Source organism: Rhodococcus sp. IEGM 27, from assembly GCF_033142305.1.
GTDB classification, from domain to species: Bacteria; Actinomycetota; Actinomycetes; order Mycobacteriales; family Mycobacteriaceae; genus Rhodococcus_F; species Rhodococcus_F oxybenzonivorans.
The window spans coordinates 440,206-463,251 of sequence record NZ_JAWLSG010000005.1 but is presented as its reverse complement, the minus strand read 5'-3'; the positions used below and the strand labels follow the sequence as shown (position 1 = coordinate 463,251).

Here is a 23,046-nt window from a genome sequence, read left to right as displayed (position 1 = left end):
GGTAAAGTTATTTCCGGGTACAGTCCCTCTTCATGGCTGCCGGTACGCGCGATCGAATACTCGACGCCCTCGAGAAGTTGTTACTCGACGTCGGAATCGCCCAGGTGACACTCGAAGCAGTCGCCGCCGAAGCAGAGGTCTCCAAGGGTGGTCTCCTGTACCACTTCCCCAGCAAGGAAGCACTCCTCGCGGCGATGGTGCGTCGCCTGGGCGAGCGCGCCGACGCCCAGCTCGCCGACGCCGTCTCCGGCGGCACCTCGCTGTCCGAGTGGTATCTGCAGGTTCCGGATGCCAGCACGACCGAAGAGCTGGCCCTCTATCGATCCACCATCGCCGCATTGCGCAGCGTCGACGGACAACACGACGAGATCCAGCGAGCGGTGATCGAGGTCATGCGCGGCTGGGACGAAGGCCTGCACAGCGAAATCGACGACCCGGTGCAGGCCGAGATCGTCCGGCTGGTCGGCGACGGAATTTACCTCGCGGCCCTACTCGGACTCCCCCTGCCCGAGCCCGAGCTGTACAGCAAGGTCGTGGAGCGACTTCTGCAGAAGTAACTCAGGTGAGGTAGCGGTACGCCGGGCTACCCGGTTCCAGCCGCTCCACTTGCATCTGCGAGTGCTCCATCCGCTCGAGGAGGTCGCCGAGACCGTCCGCATTCCCCAACTCGATACCCACCAGGGCGGCGCCGGTCTCACGGTTGTTCCGTTTGACGTACTCGAACAGCGTGATGTCGTCCTCGGGACCGAGCACCTCGTCCAGGAATCGTCGCAGCGCGCCCGGTTCCTGCGGAAAATCGACGAGGAAGTAGTGCTTGAGACCGAGATGCACCAGCGACCGTTCCAGAATTTCGCCATAGCGCGAGACGTCGTTGTTGCCGCCCGAGACGAGGCACACCACCGTCGAACCGGGTTCGAACGTGATGCTGCCGAGGGCGGCGACGGACAGTGCGCCGGCGGGCTCGGCGATGATGCCCTCGTTCTGGTACAGCTCGAGCATCGTGGTGCACAGGGCACCTTCGTCGAGGTTCGTCATGACGAAGCTCTCCGGATCGAGTCGGATCGTCGACCCGTCAGCCTGCAGCAGCGCCGTATGCGAAACGACCTCGGCGCCGAGCGCGGACACGACGGCGAACGGCAGGTCGCCGACCCGCTTCACCGAGGCACCGTCAACGAACGGGTCGATCTCCGACAGTGTGACCGGCGCCCCGGCCACCAGGGCGGCGGTCATCGACGCCGCGCCGGTCGGCTCCACGCCGACGAGCGCAGTCCGCGGCGCGTGAGCGTGAAGATAGGTCGCCATACCGGCGATGCACCCACCTCCCCCGACCGGGACGACCACCGCGTCGGGAACAGTGTCGAGCTGCGCAAGGATCTCGGCGGCGATCGTCCCCTGGCCCGCCGCAGTGCGTGCGTCGTCGAACGGTGGGACCATCGTCGCCCCGGTGCGCAGCACATCGGCGGTGGCGGCAGCGGCCGCGGCATCGTAGGTCTCCCCCGTCAGAATGAGTTCGACGAACTCGCCGCCGTGCGCGCGGATGCGGTCGCGCTTCTGCTTCGGCGTACTGGACGGAACATAGATTCGTCCGACGATTCCCATTGCGCGGCAGGCGAAGGCCACTCCCTGCGCGTGATTGCCCGCGCTGGCCGTCACCACACCCGCCGCACGTTCGTCCGGGGCGAGCTGAGCCATCAGGTTGTAGGCGCCGCGCAGCTTGTAGGAGCGGACGACCTGTAGGTCCTCGCGCTTGAGGTAGACATTCGCGCCGGTGAGCGCCGACAGCCGCTCGCTCCATTGCAGCGGCGTGGCGTCGATCACGTGGGAAATTCGCTCGATCGCCGCGTCGATGTCGCCCACGGTCAGGGGCGAAGTGGTGTTGCGGGCTGCGGTATCGGGCGATGTGGACACCCGCATATGTTCCCACCACCACAGCCCGCCGTACCAGCCGGGGCAATTCTCAGGCGGGCTCGAGAACGAAGACGGGAATCTCCCGGTCGGTGTTCTTCTGATAATCGGCGTAGTTGGGGAACGCGGCGACTGCGCGCTCCCACCAGGCTGCCTTCTCCTCGCCGGTCACCTCCCGGGCCACCATGTCCCGTTTCATGTGACCGTCCCGGAGCTCGACGTGCGGATCGGCCTTCACGTTGTAGTACCACACGGGGTTCTTCGGAGCGCCGCCGAGGGACGCCACGATCGCATACTTTCCGTCGTGCTCGACGCGCATCAGCGGGGTCTTGCGAAGCTTCCCGGACTTCGCGCCACGGGTGGTCAACAGGACGACGGGCAATCCATTGAGCGTCGTACCTTCGGTGCCGTTGCTCGATTCGATCAACTCCGCTTGATCTGCGGCCCACTTGGACGGACTGGGTTCGTATTCACCTGTGAGTGGCATGCGTCCAGTGAACCCCGACCATCCGGTCTGCGCCACCGAACGCTCCGAAACGACAGCGCGACCTCGAGTGTTCGTTGGACCGAACTCCCAGTTGCGCGTACCCTGATCGACACACACGGATCTACGAACAGCGAGGTGAACCCGCGATGACGACATCCGACACGCCGATCCCTCACGTCACCAGCAGCCGGGCTCCCCGCACCGTCGATCTCGCAGGTACCGCGTGGCCCCTCTACAAACTCGAAGCTCTCGCCGTCGGATTGCTGGTCTTTTTGGCCGTTCTGATCATCACCGAGGCCGTGCCGGTGGCCGTCCTCACCGCAGCCGCTGTCGCAGTGGTGGTCTGGTGGGTGCGCCGGCTCTTTCCCGACGCCCCACCCGAATAGGTCACACCGACAGACAGCTGGGCCCGAGCAGCGCCTTGAGGTCGCCCATCAACGCCGACGACGGCTCGACACGCAGCACGTCGTCGACCTTCCACAACGTGATCTCGGTTCCACCGATCAACCGCACATGCACGTCCGAGGTTCCCGGGTGCCGAGTGAGTACCTGCCGGAGTGCGCCCAGCTTGTCTTTGGTGCACTGACGCAACGGGAGGCTCACCGCCAGCGGTTTGGCGACACCGACGGCCGAAAGGTCCGGCACTGCAAGGTCGTTCGCGATAAGTGAGATGCGGTCGTCACGCACAGACACCCGCCCCTTGACGAGGACGACGGAATCCTCGGTGACGTCCATCCCGTAGACCGAGTACGCCTGCGGGAAGAACAGCACCTCGATACCGCCCGACAGATCCTCGAGCTGTGCCGACGCCCACGTCAGACCGTTCTTGTTGATCCGCCGGTTGACCGAGGCGAGAATACCGCCGACGGTGACCTGGGTGCCGTCCTTCACATCGCCTTCGAGAATGGTCGGAATCGCCGTGTCCGACTGGGCGGACAGGACGTGCTCGACGCCGTTGAGTGGATGCCCCGAAACGTAGAGCCCCAACATCTCGCGTTCCAACGCCAGTCGATGCTTGCTGTCCCATTCCTCGTCGGGAATCTTGACGTTGAACACCGACGAGATAGATTCGTCGGCGTCGTCGCCCCCGAACAGGTCGAACTGGCCGATGGCCTCCGCCTTCTTGGTACCCATCACTGCGTCGATCGCGTCGGCATGGACCAGCATGAGTCCCTTGCGGGGATGGCCGAGCGAGTCGAACCCACCCGCCTTGATCAACGATTCGGTGACCTTCTTGGAGCAGGCTGCGGCGTCGATCTTGTTGAGGTAGTCCGAGAAGTCGACGAACTTGGACTTCTCCTTCCTGGCCTTGATGATCGACGCGACCACATTGGCCCCGACGTTGCGCACCGCTCCCATGCCGAAGCGGATGTCTTCGCCGACCGAGGCGAAATTGACCTCCGACTCGTTCACATCGGGCGGCAACACCGTGATACCCATCTTGCGGCAGTCGGCGAGATAGATGGCGGCCTTGTCCTTGTCGTCACCCACCGAGGTGAGCAGGCCCGCCATGTACTCCGCGGGGTAGTTGGCCTTGAGATATCCCGTCCAGAACGACACCAGTCCGTACCCGGCGGCGTGGGACTTGTTGAAGGCGTAGCCGGCGAACGGGAGGATGGTGTCCCACAACGCCTTGATCGCCGGCTCGGAGAAGTTGTTGGCGAGCATGCCCTCGCGGAACCCGGCGTACGCCTCCTCCAGCACGGAGAGTTTCTTCTTACCCATGGCCCGACGGAGAATGTCGGCCTGCCCCAACGAGTACCCGGCCACCTTCTGAGCGATCTGCATGATCTGCTCCTGGTAGACGATCAGCCCGTAGGTGTCGGCGAGAATCTCCTTCAGGGGCTCTTCGAGCTCCGGGTGGATGGGCTTGACCTCTTGGCGGCCGTTCTTGCGGTCGGCATAGTCGTTGTGCGCGTTCATGCCCATCGGGCCCGGCCGATACAGCGCGAGCACCGCGACGATGTCCTCGAAGCCGGTGGGCTGCATGCGGCGCAGCAGATCCCTCATGGCGCTGCCGTCGAGCTGGAAGACACCGAGAGTGTCACCCCGCGAGAGCAATTCGTAGGTTGCCGGATCGTCGAGCGGTAGCGTGTCGAGGTCGAGGTCGATGCCTCGGTTGGCCTTGATGTTGTCGATGGCATCACCGATGACGGTGAGGTTTCGAAGGCCGAGGAAGTCCATCTTGAGGAGGCCGATGGCCTCACACGAGGGGTAGTCCCAACCGGTGATGATGGCGCCGTCCTGGGCGCGCTTCCACACCGGAATGGCGTCCATCAACGGCTCGGACGACATGATCACCGCGCAGGCGTGGACGCCCGCGTTGCGGATCAGGCCTTCGAGACCCTTGGCAGTCTGGTAGATCTTCGCGACGTCCGGGTTGGAGTCGATGAGGGCACGAACCTCCACCGCTTCCTTGTACCGCTCGTGATTCGGATCGGTGATACCCGACACCGAGATGTCCTTGGCCATGATCGGCGGCGGCAGCGCCTTGGTGATCTGATCGGCGATCGCGAATCCCGGCTGACCGAACTGGACCCTGGCGGAGTCCTTGATGGCCGCCTTCGTCTTGATGGTGCCGAACGTGATGACCTGAGCCACCCGGTCGCTTCCCCACTTGTCGGTGGCGTAGCGCACCATTTCACCGCGCCGACGGTCGTCGAAGTCGATATCGATATCGGGCATCGACACGCGCTCGGGGTTGAGGAACCGCTCGAACAGCAGACCGTGCGGGATGGGATCGATATTGGTGATACCCATCGCGTACGCCACGAGCGACCCTGCGGCGGAACCTCGGCCGGGACCGACGCGGATCCCCACCTCACGCGCGTGGTTGATCAGGTCACCGACGACGAGGAAGTATGCCGGGAAACCCATTTCGAGGATGACGCCGATCTCGTAATCGGCGCGGGCGAGGTACTCCTCGGGCGGTCCGTCGGGGAACCGGCGGTCCAGTCCGCGCATGACCTCCTTGCGCAGCCAGGTGCCCTGCGTCTCGCCCTCGGGAACAGGGAAGATCGGCATCCGGTCGTGGTGCGCCCACACGTCGTCGTACGACTGGACACGCTCGGCGATCAGCAGCGTGTTGTCGCACGCGCCGGGCACCTGGTCGTCCCATAATGCCCGCATCTCCGCGGCGGACTTCAGGTAGTAGCCGTCGCCGTCGAACTTGAACCGGGTGGGATCGGACAGTGTCTTACCGGTCTGGATACAAAGGAGGGCCTCGTGGTTCTCCGCGGCGTCCTTGGTGACGTAGTGGCAGTCGTTGGTGGCGAGCGGCGGAATGTCGAGTTTCTTGCTGATCTCGAGCAGTCCCTCCCGGACCCGCCGCTCGATCGACAGACCGTGGTCCATCAGTTCGAGGAAGAAGTTGTCCTTGCCCCAGATCTCCTGCCACTTCGCGGCGGCTTCGAGGGCCTCCCGGTCGTGACCGAGCCGCAGGCGCGTCTGGATTTCACCGGACGGGCACCCGGTGGTGGCGATGATGCCCTCGTGGTAGGTGGCGATCAGCTCCTCGTCCATGCGCGCCCACTTGCCGAGCTGCCCCTCGATCGACGCGAGGGAGGACAGCTTGAACAGGTTTCGCAGACCGGTGGCGTTCTCCGCAACCATCGTCATGTGGGTGTACGCACCGCTACCGGAGACGTCGTCGGACTTCTGGCTGCGGTCGCCCCACAGAACCCTTTTGGTGTTGAAACGGGATTCGGGAGCAACGTAGGCCTCGATCCCGATGATCGGCTTGATGCCCTGCTTCTTCGCCACGTTGTAGAACTCGCTGGCACCGTACATGTTGCCATGGTCGGTCATTCCCACCGCGGTCATTCCCAACCGCTCGGCCTCTTCGAACAGGGGGCCGACCTTGGCCGCACCGTCGAGCATCGAATACTCGGTGTGATTGTGCAGATGTACGAACGAGTCAGCCACGTGCGCCTCTCTGAAGGTCTGGGAGCCTCACGAGTGTAGGCCCTCGGACCGACACCACCCGTCGCTGCGGCGGGGTGTCGGCGAACTCGTGACGAGAGTTACTGGACGGGCTCCTGTGACGATCGCGCTGACCGTCTCCCGCGCCGAACACGCACCAGCGCATCGGTAGTGAAGATTGCAAGTGCCACCCAGATCAACGCGAATCCGATCCACCGGGAGGCCGGCATGTCCTCGTGCAGGACGGCGACGCCCCACATCATCTGCAGGGCCGGTGTCAAGTATTGCAACATTCCGAGGGTGCGCAGCGGCACCCGCTGCGCGGCAGCGCCGAACAGCAGCAGCGGAAGCGCGGTTACCGGGCCGGCGGCGATGAGGAGCAGGCTGTGACCTGGCCCGTGCCCGAGGAACGTGCCGGTGCCGATGACCGACAGGTAGACGAGGTAGCCGAGCGCGATCGGTCCCGCAACGATGCCTTCGGCGGTGAGACTGGTCCTCGGATCCAGAGGCATCACCTTCTTACAGAGCCCGTACAGCGCGAAGGACAGCGCCAGGGTGAGCGCGATGTACGGCGGATGTCCGTAGTCGACGGTGATCACGACGACCGCCGCGGCGGCGAGCGCGAGGGCCACGATCTGCGCCGGCACCAGACGCTCCCGGAAGATCACTACACCCAGCAGAACGCTCACCAGCGGGTTGATGAAGTAGCCGAGCGCAGTCTCGACCACCCGGTCCGACGTCACGCCGTAGATGTACGTGCCCCAGTTGATCGCGATCAACGCCGACGCCGCGGCGACGAGGAGCCATGTCCGCACCCCGAGTCCGCGCAGCGAGCGGATGCGCCCGGACGCCCACAGCACCACGAGCATCAGGGCAAGCGTCCACACCACCCGATGGGCGAGAATCTCGACCGACCCTGCCGGGCCGAGAATTCCGAAGAACGCGGGAAAAGCACCCCAGAGCGCGTAGGCACCGACTCCGCAGGCCACGCCGACGGTTTCCGCCTTCCGCGCTGTCACGGGCTACCACCGGATACCACCGCACCGTCGTCAGGGCCGGGCGAGACCGTCTCGGCTTGCTCAGGCAGAAGAGGCCGGACTGCGAAACGCCCGAACACCGCGTCGGCGTGCAACGCCTCGACAGCGCGAACCGCCGAGGTCGAGCGCAGTGCACCCAACCGGTCGAGGTCCCCGCGCACCACGATGCCGATCACACAGGCGCAGTCGCGCGCGAACTGCTGGGAGGACACCGCAGCAATGTTCCCCTGCCGGACCGTCTCGCCGGTCATGCGCTGGACCCGGGCGGACGCCAGGACGTGTGCGCGTTCGATCGCTGCGGCACCCGAGGCGACCGACACCGGAACGAGCGGCGTCTGGACCCGGTCGAGCGGAAGCCGGAACAGCAGCTGTGACACCCGCACCGTGGCCGCGACCTCGAGCACGGTTCCGGAGGACACCGGCCGTGCGAACGACACGAGGGCCCAGTGCTCGTTCCCGGGTGGCTGTTTCAGCGTTCCGGCCGCACGAGCCACATAATCGGACACCACTTCGTCGTTGTCCGGACCGAGAGCATCTGACGTGACGAGCGGGGCTCGAACCGGATTGGTGATTCCCAGCACGATCACCAGGAGCAACACCACCGCGATGGTGACACCGACCGGGACGGCGACTCCGGTCGGGCGGCCGCGGATCACCTCAGCTGGACCGGAGAACCTCGAGAGCATCCTCGAGGTCTTTCGGATACTTGGACGTGATTTCCACCCACCGCCCGTCCGCCGGATGCGCGAAGCCGAGCGATCGAGCGTGCAACCACTGGCGCTCGAGACCGAGCCGTTCGGCCAGTCGGGGGTCCGCGCCATAGGTGAGGTCACCGCAGCACGGATGCCGCAGAGCCGCGAAGTGCACGCGGATCTGGTGGGTCCGTCCCGTCTCGAGGTGAATGTCCAGCAGGCTCGCCGCCTGAAACGCCTCCACGGTGTCGTAGTGCGTGATGCTGGGCTTGCCGTCCGCGGTGACCGTGAACTTCCAGTCGTTGCTGCGATGCCGCCCGATCGGTGCGTCGATGGTTCCGCTACTCGGATCGGGGTGGCCCTGCACGAGGGCGTGATACCGCTTGTCGATGGTCCGCTGTTTGAATGCGCGCTTGAGAAGCGTGTAGGCGCGTTCGGACGTGGCCACCACCATCACGCCCGACGTGCCGACGTCGAGTCGATGGACGATGCCCTGCCGTTCGTGCGCACCCGACGTCGAAATCCGGAAACCTGCGGCGGCCAGGCCGCCGATCACCGTGGGGCCGGTCCAGCCCACACTGGCATGGGCGGCCACACCCACCGGCTTGTCGACTGCGACGACGTCGTCGTCGGCATACAGAATTTCCATACCCTCGACGGGTTCCGCCTCGATCGTCAGCGGGCGCGGCGGCTCCGGGAGTTCCACCTCCAGCCACGTCCCGGCCGAGAGTCGATCGGACTTTCCGACGGGCGCTCCGTCGACGAGAACCGACCCGTCCTCGGTGAGCTGCGCGACCGCGGTCCTCGAGAGCCCGAGCAGTCGCGCGAGGCCGGCGTCGACCCGCATCGAGTCGAGCCCGTCCGGGACCGGCATCGACCGAGTTTCCCTCACTTCTTCTCCACCTTCCGAGTTCCGTCCGGTTCCAGGCCTATCAGGGTGAGCACGACGAGTAAGACCGCACCGCACACGATGCCGGAGTCGGCCACATTGAACACCGGCCACCAGCCGACGGAGACGAAGTCGACGACGTGCCCCTGCATCACTCCCGGTGCCCGGAAGAAACGGTCGACGAGGTTGCCCAGGGCGCCACCGAGGACGAGTCCCAGACCGAGCGCCCACCACGGTGACCGCAGAGTCCGTCCGATGCGCACGACCCCGATGACCACACCGACGGCCACCAGCGTGAGCAACCACGTCATGCCCGTGGCCATCGAGAACGCGGCACCCGGGTTGCGCACGAGACGCAGCGTGACCACGTCGCCGATCACCCGAACCGACTCCCCCGGCTCGATTCTGGCAACGGCGAGCACCTTGGTCACGAGGTCGGTGATCAGCACGACACCGGCGATCACGAACAGCAACCGCATGCGCTGATACCGTGCAGCCGCGGGCGCGGAGGTGGTGGTCGTGTCGGTGTCGTTCGGGTCTTCGGCGGCGGTGTCGTTCTCGGCCGCGGGGTCTTGACTCACCCGTCCATCATCCACTACGCGGGCAAGCCGCCGTTCATGCGCTCCCGTGCCCACTAACCTGGGGGCGTGCCACTGTTCTCGAAAGCTTCGCGACCCGGTTCCTCTCTACTCGCCGCAACACTCTCCCTGGTCGCTCTGGCCGCGGGCTGTGGAAGTGACGACGACTCCTCGCAGGCAGGTCCCGCGGGAACCACGTCGACCACCGCCGAGGTGACGGTCCCCATCTCCGCGACGACCGTCCGGCTGACTCGGCCCGGTGACGAGCCGCGAGAGGTGCTTCAGCGCCGGCCTGCGGTAGACGTCGCCCAGCAGGTGCAGCTCACCACGGGCGCCGAGGTATTTCAGCGGATCGACGATCAGCCGGTCCAGGACTTCTCCTCCCCCGAGATCACGGTGCCCCTCACCGCGGTGGTCACACGCCCGACCGAGGACGCCGACGGGGCCATCGCCCTCGACCTCACGCTGGGCGCCGTGACGAGCCCGGACTCCCGCCTGGCGAGCGCCCTGGAAGCGAGCAAGGGATCCGGAGCCGGCTTCACGTTCGATTCGACCGGCGCGATCACCGCCCTTCGCCTCCGTCCGGCGGCCGAATCGCAGGACATAGCGCGTTCAGCGATCGAGCAGGCGTTCTATCAGGCCGTGTACCGCACGATCGCCTTCCCCGCCGAACCCGTCGGCATAGGAGCGCAGTGGACCATCCATCAGAAAGTCATGAGCGGCATCGCCCTGGATCAAACCACTGTCGCCACCCTCACCGCCCGCGACGGGAACCGGGTGACCATCGACTACACCGTCGACCAGACACCGCAGTCACCGATCTGGCAGCTCCCCGGTGAGGCGGGGACCCTCAACGTCGACCAGTACGTCATGCGGGGGGCGGGCACCACGACCGTCGATCTCGGCCTTCCGCTGCCAGTCGCCGGGACGGTGACCGTGTCCGGTGAGCAGCAATACAGTGACCCGGAAGGCGCCACCCTTCTGCGGCAGACCACCTCGAACCGGGTGCAGTGGGGATCCTGATGCGCGTTAGTGCCGTCGCTGCCGTACTGACAGCCCTCGCAGTGTCGGCGTGCTCGTCGGCCGCAGACGGCGAACCGGGACCCGACGAGTTCCTCGCACCGCTCGGCCCGATGGTCACGGCGCCCCCCGGCGCCGCCGGTGCTCCGTTCACCGATTCGGCTGTGCTGCGGGCCGCACTGATCGACGTCGGTGACCTTCCCGTCGGCTTCTCCCCCGTCGCCGACCCCGAGGAGGACCTCGGACTCCCGCCGGCCTCCGAGGCTGCGCAGTCCGACCAGTCGAGCACCGACCCGGCCCTGTGCAGCGCCGTCCTGTCCCCCGTTGCGGATCAGCATCCCGGCGCCGCCGCGTCCGCGTCCGCCTGGTTTCAGGGCCCGAACTTCACGACCGTCGATCAAGATGCAGCGAGCTACCCGACGGCCGCCGACGCGGCACAGGCGTTCACCGACATCCAGACCACCCTCGCCCAGTGCACCGGCTACTCCGGCACGGACGCCGACGGGGTGGACGTGCAGTACCGGGTCGGCGGCCGGGACGGACGACCGGCGGGCGATGCGTCGATCGGGTTCCAGCTCGTCACCACCAGTGACGGCTTCAGCCTCGTCTCGGATGTAGCCGTCGCGATGACCGGAAGCACCGTGACCCAGTTGGTAGCCACGGGGCAGGAGCCGATCGACGAGGGTGTCTTCGAGGACATGACGCACGCCGCCGTGGGCAAGCTCGCGTCCGCGCCTGCCAGCTGAGCGGCCGACTCGAAACGACCGATGCCGGCGTCCCGTGAAAGGGACGCCGGCATCGGCACCTCATCTCTATCGGTCCGTCGGGACCGGAATGTCTTCGATCAGGCGGGGCACGCCGGCGAGGTCAGCTGCGCGAGCGACACGATCTGGCACGCGGTGACCTTCGACAGCTTCCATTCGCCGTTCTCGCCCGGGATGAAGATCGCGGGCAGACCACCCTGCTGAACCTGGCCGTTGACAATCAGCTGCAGCTGGCCACTGGCGGTGCCGTCGCCGTTGTCGATGACCGGGTCGAGCACGGTGACCTCGGCGTTGTTCGCCTTGGCTGCGGCGGCGACCTGGTTGATCAGCTGAGGATCCTGCTCGGAGCCCTCGACCATGGCCGACTTCTCCTCGAGGGGCGTGTTGGGGTCGAGACCCTTGACGAGCAGAGCGTTGAGTTCGGCGGCGGTGGGCACCTCGATGGCTTCCGAGGTCTCGGCTGCGGAAGTCGTGGTGGTCGTGGTCTTGGTCGCCGTGTCGCTGTCGTCCGAACCACAGGCGGACATCGTGAGGGCTGCGGCGATCGCTACTGCGGCAACCGTGATCTTACGAAGCTTCAACTGAATAACCTCTTCATTCTCGGGTGTTCGTTCTCGGGCGAACTCAGCATCGAAGTGCTGCATCCTGGGGCAACATTACCCAAGGGTAAGCACCAGCCCCCGAGCTACCTTCTCGCCGAGCCACCCTCCACTCCGTCCCAGCCAGGCCGGAACCTCAGGCGAGGGAGCCTTCCACTCCCGCGTGCTCGAGGTGCTCGTCGTTCTCCTTGAAGGTGCGGGCTACGCCGGGACCTGTTGTGCGCGTTTCGAATCGGACGGTCACGACACCGTGCCCCGCCCCCTGGACCCACCCGTGCCCGAAGTCGGGGTGCCTCACATCCAGACCCGGATGCCATCGTCGATCGGGTTCGCGTGCCGGGATCGGCTGCCCGGGCGACACCGCGTCGCCGCCTTCGTTTCGCGTCGCCGCCGAGTCCGGATAGCCGGGCACGTCCAGATCCAGTTCGGGGAACAGCGAACCTTGCCGCACCGTCGACAGACCGGCGAAGCCGACCCCGACAAGGCGCACGGGACCGAGCTCGAGAGGGTCGATCACCTGCCGCTGAGCCGCGGCAACAAGGGTGGGACGGTCCAGGGTGGCGTAGGGCAAGGTGACCGACCGGGTGACGATGCTCATGTCCGCCTTCTTCAGCTTGAGCACCACCGTCCGGGCCGCGCGGCCGTCCTTCTGCAGGCGCGCGAAGGCGGAACCCGCACTCGACTCGACCGCTCCCCGCAGCTCCGCGAGGGTGACGATGTCGGTGGCATAGGTGGTCTCGGCACTGACCTGTTTCGACTCGGCCCGCTCGGCGACGGGCCGATTGTCGATCCCCCGCGCCAGCCGGTGCAGGCCCGGGCCGATCGTGGTGCCGAGAATGGAGGCCACCTCGGCTTCGGGAGTGCGCGCAAAACTTCCGATCGTCTCGATGCCGAGGCGTTTGAGCTTGTCCTCGGCGACGGGACCTATGCCCCACAACTTCCGCACGGGCAACCCGTCGAGCAACTCCTGCTGCTCCTCCGGCGCGATGACGGTGATTCCATTCGGCTTGGCAAGACCGGACGCGATCTTCGCCACCTGCTTGCCGGATCCCGCACCGATCGACGCGACCAGTCCGGATTCTTCGAAGACCAGGGCGCGCAGTCCCTCGCAGTACCGGCGGACAGTGGCCGGATCCGCCCCCGCCAGCTCCGCCGGTTCGCCGAACGCCTCGTCCATCGACAGCTGCTCGAGCACGGGCATGGGGCCACGCAGCGCATCGAACACGGACTTGCTCAACATCCCGTACAGCCGGCCGCGCGGTGGCAATACGACGGCACCGGGCCCGACGAGCCGCCGGGCCTGGTGCATCGGCATCGCGGAACGGGCACCGAACACCCGCGCCTCGTAACTGGCCCCGGCGACCACCCCGCGACCGCCGAGTCCACCGACGAGCACCGGGCGGCCACGCAGCGTCGGCCGGGTGAGCTGCTCCACGGAGGCGAAGAAGGCATCCATGTCGAGGTGCAGCACCCATCGACGACTCACCTGGTGCAACCTACCCGCGCGGTCCGACAGATCACACCTTCGAGATGGCCGCCCGCACACCCTCACCGAGCTCGACCGCGTCGGCGGGCGCCTCGGCGAGTTCGAGCTCGACAGCGAGGATCTCGCCCGCGATCAGGTCGCGGTGAGCACGTGCCCAGTCCCGCCGTTCGGCCGGGACCTCGAGCACCACGGTGATCCGGTCCGACACGTCGAGGCCCGCCGCCCGGCGCGCATCCTGCAACTCACGGATGCGGTCCTTCGCCCAGCCCTCGGCTTCGAGTTCCTCGGTGACGGCGGAGTCGAGGACCACCAGGCCGGCCCCGTCGGGCAGGGCTGCCGTCGACTCCGGTTCGGCGGCGACCAGCCGCTGCGTGTACTCCTCCGGCAGCAACTCGATCCCCGCCGCGGTGACGACGCCGTCCGAGTTCTCCGACCAGTCACCGGCCTTCACGGCCTTGATCACGGTCTGCACGTCCTTGCCCAGGCGCGGCCCCGCGGCACGCGCGTTGACGACGAGCTCGAAACGGCCGTGCACGTCCACATCCGTCGTGAGGTCGACCTTCTTCACATTCACCTCGTCGGCGATCAGTCCCAGGTAGGGGCGCAGACGCTCGGCGTCGTCCGCGGCCACCGTCACCTCCGGCAGCGGCAGCCGCACCCGCAGGTTCTGGGCCTTCCGCAGTCCCAGCACCGTCGAACACACCGACCGAACCTCGTCCATCGCCGACACCAACTCCGCATCCGCCGGCAAATCACCTGGGGCCGGCCAGTCGGCGAGGTGCACGGACCGTCCGCCGGTGAGCCCACGCCAGATGACCTCACTGATCAGCGGCAGCAACGGAGCGGCGAGACGGGTGACCACTTCGAGCACGGTGTGGAGGGTGTCGACGGCGTCGTTGTCCTCGTCCCAGAAACGCGAACGCGACCGCCGCACATACCAGTTCGTCAACGCATCACAGAACGTGCGCAGTTCGTCGCACGCCCCGGCGATGTCGTTCGTCTCGAGCGCATCGGTGATCACGTCCCTGGTGCCGGCCAGCTTCGCGAGGATGTACCGGTCGAGGACGTTGGTCGAGTCGGTTCGCCACTGACCCGGCTTCGGCGCGTACAGCTGCAGGAAACTCCATGCGTTCCACAACGGCAGCAGCGCCTGCCGGACACCCTCACGGATGCCCTGCTCGGTGACCACGAGATTTCCGCCCCGCAGGATCGGCGAAGACATGAGGAACCACCGCATGGCGTCCGAACCGTCGCGCTCGAACACCTCCTTGACATCCGGGTAGTTGCCCTTCGACTTGCTCATCTTCAGTCCGTCGTCGCCGAGGACGATGCCGTGGGCCGCAACCGTCTTGAATGCGGGACGGTCGAACAATGCCGTCGCCAGCACGTGCAGCGTGTAGAACCAGCCGCGGGTCTGGCCGTTGTACTCCACGATGAAATCGCCCGGGAAGTGGGCGGTACCATCCCCCGTCGCCCCGATGAACCACTCGCGGTTCTCGAACGGGTAATGCACCTGGGCGTACGGCATCGACCCGGATTCGAACCAGCAGTCGAGCACCTCGGGCACGCGACGCATCATCGACTTCCCCGTCGGATCGTCCGGGTTCGGGCGCACGAGGTCGTCGATCATCGGCCGGTGCAGATCGGTCGGGCGCACACCGAAGTCGCGCTCGAGTTCGTCGAGCGAGCCGTACACGTCGGTCCGCGGATAGGCCGGGTCGTCGGAGACCCACACCGGGATGGGGCTGCCCCAGTACCGGTTACGGCTGATGTTCCAGTCTCGGGCACCCTCGAGCCACTTGCCGAACTGTCCGTCGCGGATGTGCTCCGGCACCCAGGTGATCTCCTGGTTCAGTTCCACCATGCGATCGCGGAACTTGGTGACCGCAACGAACCACGACGGGACCGCCATGTAGATGAGCGGCTGCCCGCTGCGCCAGCTGTGCGGATACGAGTGCTCAATCGTCTCGTGCCGCAGCAACTTTCCAGCAGCCTTGAGGTCCTTGATGATCGCAGGGTTCGCGTCGAACACCTGAAGCCCCTCGTAGGGCGGCACCATCGACGTGAACTTGCCACCCGCGTCGAGCGGCTGGACCAATTCGATGCCGTTGCGGAGGCAGTAGTCGTAGTCCTCCTCACCGAAAGCCGGGGCCATGTGCACGATTCCGGTACCGGACTCGGTGGTGACGTAGTCGGCCGAGATGACGCGATGCGCGTTCTCGTGACCGGCGAAGAAGTCGAACGGCGGGTCGTAGTGCAGACCGATGAGGTCGGCCCCCGTGTGCTCGGACAGCACGTCCGGCGAGTCCCCGAGTTCCCGCGCGTAGTGGCCCAGACGATCGCGGGCGAGCACATAGCGTTTCCCGTCGAGACCCGACACCTGCACGTAGTCGATGTCGGGGTGCACCGCGATCGCGAGGTTGGACGGCAGAGTCCACGGCGTCGTGGTCCAGATGATCGCGTTCGCGCCATCCAGCGGGCCCTCACCGCGCAGCGGCATGTCGACGGTGACGGCCGGGTCCTGACGCATCTTGTACGCGTCGTCGAGTCGGGTCTCCTGATTAGACAGCGGCGTCTGCTCGTACCAGCTGTACGGCAGCACACGGAAACCCTGGTAGATCAGCCCCTTGTCGAACAACTCCTTGAAGGCCCACATGACCGACTCCATGAAGTCGAGGTCCAGGGTCTTGTAATCGTTGTCGAAGTCGACCCACCTGGCCTGACGGGTGACATAGTTGCGCCACTCGTCGGTGTATCGCAGAACCGAGGACTTGCAGTACTCGTTGAACTTCTCGAGACCCATGACGTCGATCTCGGACTTGTCCTTGATGCCGAGCTGCTTCTCCGCCTCGAGTTCGGCCGGAAGGCCGTGGCAGTCCCAGCCGAACCGGCGCTCGACCTTCTTGCCGCGCATGGTCTGAAAACGTGGGATGAGGTCTTTGACATACCCGGTCAACAGGTGACCGTAGTGCGGAAGACCGTTGGCGAACGGCGGGCCGTCGTAGAAGACGAATTCCTCGGCACCTTCACGCTGTGTCACGGACGCCCGGAATGTGTCGTCCTCGTCCCACCCTGCGAGCACACGCTGCTCCACCTGAGGGAACTTGACGCCCGCATCCTGCGGAACGCCGTAATCGACCTTCGGGTAGGACTCGTTGGTGCTGGTGACGTTACTGGTGGTGCTCACCGCGATCTCCTCGTGCCTGACGTACTCGGCACGGGGACGACGGGGACGCCTCCTGCGTCACCACCGCGGTACCACCCCGCTTGCACTCCGGGGAGTGCCTCTCACTAGCGGGCTGTGACGGGCCCACCCGTTCGGTTCTACTGAGCCCGCGTACGGCCGTTCTTCCGAAGGCTCCCCGGTGATGGCCGGATCGACGCCGTGGTTGTCTCGCTATCTGAAATTGCTCGCTCTACGTAGTGTAGTCGTCCTCGCCGTGGGGAAACCGGCGCGGTCAGTCACTCGACGGGTCGGTGGGCGGAACTGAATCGGTACCGCGGCCGGACACCGCTGCCGTCCGCCTGCCCGCGAGGGCACTGATCAGCAGCAGCACCGCACCCGCGACGCACACCACGATGCATCCCCAGGCCCAGATGACCGAACCGGTCATCAGAGCGACCACCAGGAGGGCGAACCCCACGGCTGCAAGAACGAGTGTCACGACCAGCACGGCTCAACCTCTATCCGGGCCGCTGGCTGGGCAACTACCGCACGCTCAGTCAGCTATTGCCCTTGGCGTAGGACTGGCTGTAATTCGACTGCGATCCGCCCTGCGCGAACGAATCCTGACCACCGTCCACCGGAACGGCGGAACCCCGCTGCTCCAGCTCCTCGAGCTGCGACTCCAGGTACGACTTCAGCCGCACGCGGTATTCACGCTCGAAGGTCTTGAGCTGCTCGATACGACCCTCCAGCACCGACCGCTGCTGGTTGATCGTCGCCATGATTTCGGTGTGCTTCTTCTCCGCGTCGGCCTGCAGTGCGTCGGCCTTCTCCTTGGCCTGCCGCAGCTGGGTCTCGGAACGGGTCTGCGCGTCCGTGATCAGCGCCTCGGACTTCTGCCGAGCATCCGCGATCATCGATTCCGAACGCTGCCGCGCGTCGCTGACCAGCTGCTCCGAATTGGTGCGAGCATTGCCGAGGAGCTGCTCGGATTCGGTCTTCGCATCGCTGGTGAGACGATCGGCCATCTCCTGGGCGAGCCCGAGCACCTTGGCGGCCTGCATGTGAGCGTCCGCTCCCTGCGGTGCCGCCTGCGGAGCCGCAGCGGCCGGGGCCGGTGCGGGCGCCGGCGCCTTGGGCTGCTCGACGACACGAGCGGGCTCCGCCTTGGGCGCAGGTGTTGATGCTGCGCCGGACGGACGCGGGGCCTTCTTCGCATCGGCGAGTTCCTTGTCGAGCTCACCCACTCGCTGCCGAAGGTCGGCGTTCTCCTCGATCAGGCGCGACAACTCTTGCTCGACAAGGTCGAGAAACGCATCGACCTCATCTTCGTTGTAGCCCCGCTTACCGATCGGCGGCTTGCTGAACGCGACATTGTGCACATCAGCTGGAGTCAGCGGCATGGAAGGATCCCTTCACGCGTCATTTGGCGGTCTAGCAAGCATTCAGTTACAGCGCAGTCTACGTAACGGTGAACCAACACTGGATCAATGGGGTCCATTCTGTCACACCAGACCCGTAGCACGCGCTTGCCCCTGAACGATCGACATCAGGATGAAGACGATGAACAGCAAGACCATGATGGATAGATCCAACCGCACCCCGCCGAGATTTATCGGGGGGATCAACCGCCGCAGCAGCTTGACCGGCGGATCTGTGACCGTAAATATCGCCTCGAGAATGACGACCACGACGCCGGTCGGCCGCCAGTCCCGAGCGAAGGTCCGTACGAACTCGACGATGATTCTGCCGATGAGAAGCAGCCAGAAAACGAACAGTATCAAATAGATCACCGAGAACAAGGCCACACCTTCACTCTGCCTGAAACAGTTCGGTCTATCAAAACGGGCCGCCTGGCCAGGGCACTCTGCACCTCAGCCATCGCAGCCCGCGTGATGTCCGACCGCCCTGATCCCGATGATCGCCCTTCGGTTTTCTCTGACCGCTTCGCCTATGTCTGCTGCCCGCAGTGCCTATGTCTGCTGCACGCCGTGCTACTTCTGACTGTAGAAGCCCGTCTCGGCGATCCGGCGGCGCTCCTCGGCCGAGACGTCGATGTCGGCAGGTGAGAGCAAGAACACCTTCGTTGCCACCTTGTCGAAGGAGCCCCGCAAGGCGAACGCCAGGCCCGCCGCGAAGTCGACGAGACGCTTCGCGTCGGCGTTGCTCATCTCCACGAGGTCCATGATGACCGGGGTGCCGTCGCGGAACCGCTCACCGATGGTGCGCGCCTCGCTGTAGTCGCGGGGCCGCAGCGTCGTGATCTTCGAGAGCGGACCGCCCTCGTCGAAGAGAGGTCCGCGGCGGCTTTCCACCCGCTCGGATCGAGTATCGACAGCGAGCGCACCGCGGGTGCTTCCCCGGACCGACCCACTCACGCCGGGGCGCGCCGAACGCACAGCCACAGGCTCGACCCGCGACGCGTGCCGCGGGCCTTCGTAGCGGTCGAACTCGTCGTCGAGATCGTCGCGCCTACCCGGGGCATACGCCGCCTTGCTGAACGAAGGCTCGGCGAAGTCCCGGTCGTCGCGGTCGAGATACGGATCACGTCCACCGTCCCGTACCGGGCGTGCAGGCCTGCGCGCAGGCTCCGGCTCGTCCAGGTACTCGTCCTCGTAGTCGTCGAGGGGAACCATGCCGAAGTAAGCCTTGAACTTGTGCAGACTGCTCATTGATCGACCTTCCTTGGCGCGGCGGACAGGATCCCGCTACGACCGGTCGCAGCGGTGTGGACGGGTTGGCGATCACCCAGCCGACTTTCCTTCGAGGCTCGCCTCGGCGATCATTTCGAGGTTATAGGCCTCGCGCCCAACAGAGCGGTTCCGACACGCACGCACGTCGACCCGTGTCGGACAGCGTGCTCGAGATCATTCGTCATCCCCGCTGAGAGCTCCGTCGCATCGGGATGCTCCAGGCACAACCGGGCGTGAATGTTGTGCAGCTCCTCGAATGCCGCATCCGGGTCGGCCTCGATCGGCGGGACGGCCATCAAACCCCGGAATTCGAGGTGTGGAGCCGACCGAACCTGCGCCGCAAGGTTTTCGAGATCGCCCACCACAGCGCCGCCACGCTGGGGATCACCGTCGAGGCTGACCTGGAGCAAAACCCGGAGCGGCTCCGTGCGTTCTCCCGCCTCGACGGCAGCGGTCGCTGCCTTACCGAGCGCGCCGACCAGTCGCTCGCTGTCCACCGAGTGAATTGCGTACGCCCACTGAGCGATCGCCCGGGCCTTGTTGCGTTGCAGGTGGCCGATCATGTGCCACCGCACCGCCGGGTCCGGAACTCGGGCGCGGAACTCGCCGATCTTCGCGGTCGCTTCCTGCTCCCGCGACTCACCGAACTCGCGGCAACCGAGTTCATAGAGGATGCGGGCATCGGACTCCGGGAAAAACTTGGTGACCGGGAGGAGCGTCACTTCCGAGGGTTCACGTCCCGCCGCACGGCACGCCGCATCCAACCGCTCGCGGACAGCCCCGAGCGCACCCGAGATCTGCGCGACACGATCGCTCGCCTCCGGAACACGGTCGCCCGCTCCGCTCGCCTCCGGAACACGGTCGCCCGCTCCGCTCGCCTCCGGAACACGGTCACCCGCTCCGCTCACCTCCGGCACACGATCCATCGCCGTCAACTCCCACACCCTCTCGCGCGCCTACCTGCCGCCCTGCCCAGTATCCATCCAGATAACCGCTGCGAGCCGGCCGGTCGGTGCCTCCCGCCGATGACTGAAGAGGGTCCGGTCCTCGATGGTGCAGCGCGGATCCTCGGCGACACCCGACACTCCCGCGTCGAGCAGTTGCCTGCGGATGCCGGCCCGCAGGTCGAGACCGGGAGTCCCCTTCACCGTGCGGGTGGCACTGCCGGGAAGGTACTTTTCGACATCCGCCTGCATCGCGGCGGGAACCTCGTACTGGCGTCCACTCGCGGCCGGGCCGAGGAAGGCACCGATCCGTCCGATCCGGGCGCCCTGCTCCACCATCACCTCGAGAACCCGGGGGACGATACCGATGCGTGCACCGATCCGCCCGGCGTGCACGGCCGCGATGACGCCCGCCTCCTCGTCGGAGAGCAGGACGGGCACACAGTCGGCGCTGAGTGTGGCCAGCGCCAAACCCGGGACCGTGGTCACCAACGCGTCTGTTGCCGGCACAGCCGTATCGGTAGGTCTGTCGACCACCGTCACCGTGCGACTGTGGATCTGTTCCATCCAGATCAGGTGGTCGAACGGAACACCGATCTTGTCGGCCAGCCGACGACGGTTGGCCTCTACCGCGCCGGGGTCGTCCCCCACGTGGTCACCCAGATTGAAGGACTCGTATGGTCCGACGGAGTGCCCACCCGCACGTGCGGTGACGACGCGGCGAACCCGGAATCCGGGACCCGACGGCGAAGTCAACGACGCATGAAGGAGGGCACGTCGACGTCGTCTTCGCCCTCCTCGTCGGACACCGGCACGGGCCGGGAAGAGCCGTTTCCGGACAAAGGAGGCAGACTGCTCGCGCTGTGCGAGCTGATCGTCTCGCGTGTCACGGACATCGGCTCACCGCCCTGCGGCTCCGCGCCCTGGTTCACTTCACCCGCGCGTCCGGCCCCGATGGCGCTGCGGCCGGCGGCGGTGGACTCGACCGGACGACGGGCAGGCGTGCCGCCGTCGAATCCGGCGGCGATGACGGTGACCCGCACCTCGTCACCCAGCGAGTCGTCGATCACGGTGCCGAAGATGATGTTGGCATCGATGTGCGCCGCTTCCTGGACGAGCGAGGCGGCCTCGTTGATCTCGAACAGTCCGAGGTCGCTGCCACCTGCGATCGACAGGAGGACGCCGCGCGCACCCTCCATCGATGCTTCGAGGAGAGGTGAGTTGATCGCGGACTCGGCAGCCTTGATGGCACGCCCCTCACCGCGCGAGGACCCGATGCCCATCAGCGCGCTACCGGCCCCGGACATGACGCCCTTGACGTCGGCGAAGTCGACGTTGATCAGACCCGGGGTGGTGATGAGGTCGGTAATCCCCTGAACACCGTTGAGGAGGACTTCGTCGGCGCTGCGGAACGCATCCATGAGGCTCACCGCGGCGTCACCGAGCTGGAGAAGGCGGTCGTTCGGGATGACGATAAGGGTGTCGCACGATTCGCGCAGCGACTGGATGCCGGTGTCCGCTTGACCGCCGCGACGTTTTCCCTCGAACGAGAAGGGCCGGGTCACCACACCGACCGTGAGGGCCCCGAGCTTGCGCGCGATACTCGCGACGACGGGGGCGCCACCGGTACCCGTACCGCCGCCCTCACCGGCCGTGACGAACACCATGTCGGCGCCCTTGAGCACTTCCTCGATCTCGTCCTTGTGGTCTTCTGCGGCCTTGCGGCCGACTTCGGGATCCGCGCCGGCTCCGAGCCCGCGGGTGAGTTCGCGGCCGACGTCGAGCTTGACGTCGGCATCACTCATCAGCAGCGCTTGCGCGTCGGTGTTGACGGCAATGAACTCGACTCCCTTGAGTCCCTGCTCGATCATCCGGTTGACTGCGTTCACGCCGCCGCCGCCGATGCCGACGACCTTTATTACGGCGAGGTAGTTGTGCGGGGGCGTCATCGGCTCTCGCCTTCCATGAGTGTGTATCACGCTTTCGTACAAATCAGTCGGGGTAAACTCTCAACCTGAACCATAGGGTTACGGTTATGTCAAGTGCTCGACTAGAGCGAAACGCTATGCACCGTCATCGGGATACGCCATTAGGCGCGCCGAGACTCGCCCAGTTATTTGACGAACTCGCTCGCGGGCAGCCGCCTACGAATTCCATTCCCCTACCGCACCGTCGGGAGATCAGGACTCGACACGTCGTACGTCTGCCCGGGCTGAGTCAGCAGGGGCAAGGTGACCGCCGCTTTGCGTTCGGACTTCTCCGTGCCGCCCCACACCACGACGCGGCCGTCGAGCAGCGTCACCGAGATGTCCGAAATGGATTTGGCCGCAACCTCACCCACCTGCCCGCGCAATTGCGGCGGCATCGACTCGAGCACCTCGAGCGCAGCCGCGGTACTGGGGTCGCCCCACCCGGGAGTGTCGGTCACCAGTCGAGGAACGCCGGGAGGCGGTGGCGCGATCTCATAGTCGACAGCGTCGGCGTCCAGAAGATGCGTGCCGTCGGAAGTATCGACGAACACGACCGGCACGCGTTCGGTCACCGTCACCCGAATGGTGGACGGATACATTCTCTGCACGCGGGCGGTAGCCACCTTGGGGATCGCGGCGACCCGTTGCGCGGCCGCCACGGTGTCGACGCGCAGCAGTGGCTGCCCCTGCGGCACGGCGAGTACCTGTCGAATCTGTTCCTCGGGAATGGTCGTGGCACCCGCGACATCGGTGGACCGCACCGATAACAGCGGCGTGAACGAGGCCACCAGACCGAGCGCCACGACCACCACGACACCGATCAGACCGGTCACCGCCGGCCTGCGATACCACGGCCGCCCAGGCTCCTGCTCCACGTCCGGAGATGCTGCGGCCG

General features: G+C 66.1%; 22 protein-coding genes. 4 read left to right on the top strand and 18 right to left on the bottom strand.

All coding sequences use genetic code 11. The annotated features are described in order from the left end of the window. The first annotated feature begins 32 nt into the window (after positions 1–32). Positions 33–557: a TetR/AcrR family transcriptional regulator gene (locus R4P95_RS20145; protein ID WP_213572403.1), complete on the top strand. Its 525-nt coding sequence runs from the start codon at positions 33–35 to the stop codon at positions 555–557. 1 nt (position 558) lies between these two features. Here the strand turns inward: R4P95_RS20145 and ilvA are convergent, their stop codons facing one another. Continuing rightward, complete coding sequence (ilvA, locus tag R4P95_RS20140; RefSeq protein WP_159921751.1) at positions 559–1,908, bottom strand: threonine ammonia-lyase IlvA; 1,350 nt, start codon at positions 1,906–1,908, stop codon at positions 559–561. A gap of 49 nt (positions 1,909–1,957) precedes the next feature. Continuing rightward, a complete protein-coding gene (locus R4P95_RS20135; RefSeq protein ID WP_317746176.1) occupies positions 1,958–2,392 on the bottom strand; it encodes a nitroreductase family deazaflavin-dependent oxidoreductase in 435 nt (144 codons plus the stop codon). A 146-nt stretch (positions 2,393–2,538) separates the two neighbouring features. Between R4P95_RS20135 and R4P95_RS20130 the strand changes: the two genes are divergently transcribed. After that, positions 2,539–2,778, top strand: a complete 240-nt coding sequence (locus R4P95_RS20130; RefSeq protein ID WP_213572405.1) for a hypothetical protein — start codon at positions 2,539–2,541, stop codon at positions 2,776–2,778. A gap of 1 nt (position 2,779) precedes the next feature. Here R4P95_RS20130 and dnaE read toward each other — a convergent pair whose 3' ends face one another. The 5 genes from dnaE to lspA form a co-directional block, all read right to left on the bottom strand. Next, on the bottom strand, positions 2,780–6,316 hold the full coding sequence (gene dnaE / locus R4P95_RS20125; protein ID WP_213572406.1) for a DNA polymerase III subunit alpha: 3,537 nt from the start codon (positions 6,314–6,316) through the stop codon (positions 2,780–2,782). A gap of 98 nt (positions 6,317–6,414) precedes the next feature. Next, positions 6,415–7,332 (bottom strand): EamA family transporter RarD, encoded by a 918-nt coding sequence (gene rarD / locus R4P95_RS20120; RefSeq protein ID WP_213572407.1) that lies wholly within the window; start codon positions 7,330–7,332, stop codon positions 6,415–6,417. Then, positions 7,329–8,036 carry a hypothetical protein gene (locus R4P95_RS20115; protein ID WP_317746177.1) on the bottom strand — a complete coding sequence of 236 codons (708 nt, stop codon included), beginning with the start codon at positions 8,034–8,036 and terminating at the stop codon, positions 7,329–7,331. Before R4P95_RS20115 ends, rarD begins: the two co-directional genes overlap by 4 nt. Further along, a complete protein-coding gene (locus R4P95_RS20110) occupies positions 8,008–8,916 on the bottom strand; it encodes an RluA family pseudouridine synthase (RefSeq protein ID WP_201453613.1) in 909 nt (302 codons plus the stop codon). Before R4P95_RS20110 ends, R4P95_RS20115 begins: the two co-directional genes overlap by 29 nt. A 14-nt stretch (positions 8,917–8,930) precedes the next feature. Next, positions 8,931–9,527, bottom strand: a complete 597-nt coding sequence (lspA, locus tag R4P95_RS20105; RefSeq protein WP_201453562.1) for a signal peptidase II — start codon at positions 9,525–9,527, stop codon at positions 8,931–8,933. Between the two features lie 51 nt (positions 9,528–9,578). On the opposite strand from lspA, the gene R4P95_RS20100 reads away from it, so the two are divergent. Together R4P95_RS20100 and R4P95_RS20095 are read left to right on the top strand one after the other, a co-directional pair. Beyond that, a complete protein-coding gene (locus R4P95_RS20100) occupies positions 9,579–10,532 on the top strand; it encodes a hypothetical protein (RefSeq protein WP_208961808.1) in 954 nt (317 codons plus the stop codon). Next, complete coding sequence (locus R4P95_RS20095; protein ID WP_317746178.1) at positions 10,532–11,275, top strand: sensor domain-containing protein; 744 nt, start codon at positions 10,532–10,534, stop codon at positions 11,273–11,275. The genes R4P95_RS20100 and R4P95_RS20095 overlap by 1 nt, the downstream gene beginning before the upstream one ends. Before the next feature lie 98 nt (positions 11,276–11,373). Here the strand turns inward: R4P95_RS20095 and R4P95_RS20090 are convergent, their stop codons facing one another. From R4P95_RS20090 to R4P95_RS20040, 11 genes are all read right to left on the bottom strand, one after another. Next, positions 11,374–11,874 carry a hypothetical protein gene (locus tag R4P95_RS20090; protein WP_213572410.1) on the bottom strand — a complete coding sequence of 167 codons (501 nt, stop codon included), beginning with the start codon at positions 11,872–11,874 and terminating at the stop codon, positions 11,374–11,376. A 154-nt stretch (positions 11,875–12,028) separates the two neighbouring features. After that, positions 12,029–13,363, bottom strand: a complete 1,335-nt coding sequence (locus R4P95_RS20085) for a DNA polymerase IV (RefSeq protein WP_213578064.1) — start codon at positions 13,361–13,363, stop codon at positions 12,029–12,031. Positions 13,364–13,409: 46 nt separating this feature from the next. Then, complete coding sequence (gene ileS / locus R4P95_RS20080) at positions 13,410–16,565, bottom strand: isoleucine--tRNA ligase (protein ID WP_317746179.1); 3,156 nt, start codon at positions 16,563–16,565, stop codon at positions 13,410–13,412. Positions 16,566–16,836: 271 nt separating this feature from the next. Then, a complete protein-coding gene (locus R4P95_RS20075) occupies positions 16,837–17,052 on the bottom strand; it encodes a hypothetical protein (protein ID WP_213572412.1) in 216 nt (71 codons plus the stop codon). Between the two features lie 49 nt (positions 17,053–17,101). Beyond that, complete coding sequence (locus R4P95_RS20070) at positions 17,102–17,947, bottom strand: DivIVA domain-containing protein (RefSeq protein WP_159921729.1); 846 nt, start codon at positions 17,945–17,947, stop codon at positions 17,102–17,104. A 102-nt stretch (positions 17,948–18,049) separates the two neighbouring features. After that, positions 18,050–18,352 (bottom strand): YggT family protein, encoded by a 303-nt coding sequence (locus tag R4P95_RS20065; protein WP_005247609.1) that lies wholly within the window; start codon positions 18,350–18,352, stop codon positions 18,050–18,052. A gap of 186 nt (positions 18,353–18,538) precedes the next feature. Next, a complete protein-coding gene (locus tag R4P95_RS20060) occupies positions 18,539–19,216 on the bottom strand; it encodes a cell division protein SepF (RefSeq protein WP_159921727.1) in 678 nt (225 codons plus the stop codon). A 110-nt stretch (positions 19,217–19,326) separates the two neighbouring features. Next, positions 19,327–20,163, bottom strand: a complete 837-nt coding sequence (locus tag R4P95_RS20055) for a YggS family pyridoxal phosphate-dependent enzyme (protein ID WP_317746180.1) — start codon at positions 20,161–20,163, stop codon at positions 19,327–19,329. Between the two features lie 30 nt (positions 20,164–20,193). Next, a complete protein-coding gene (pgeF, locus tag R4P95_RS20050; protein WP_109329282.1) occupies positions 20,194–20,937 on the bottom strand; it encodes a peptidoglycan editing factor PgeF in 744 nt (247 codons plus the stop codon). Continuing rightward, a complete protein-coding gene (gene ftsZ, locus R4P95_RS20045; RefSeq protein ID WP_109329280.1) occupies positions 20,934–22,130 on the bottom strand; it encodes a cell division protein FtsZ in 1,197 nt (398 codons plus the stop codon). The genes pgeF and ftsZ overlap by 4 nt, the downstream gene beginning before the upstream one ends. Positions 22,131–22,342: 212 nt before the next feature. Next, positions 22,343–22,984, bottom strand: coding sequence for a cell division protein FtsQ/DivIB (locus tag R4P95_RS20040; RefSeq protein WP_317746405.1), 642 nt, complete (start codon positions 22,982–22,984; stop codon positions 22,343–22,345). Positions 22,985–23,046: the final 62 nt, after the last annotated feature.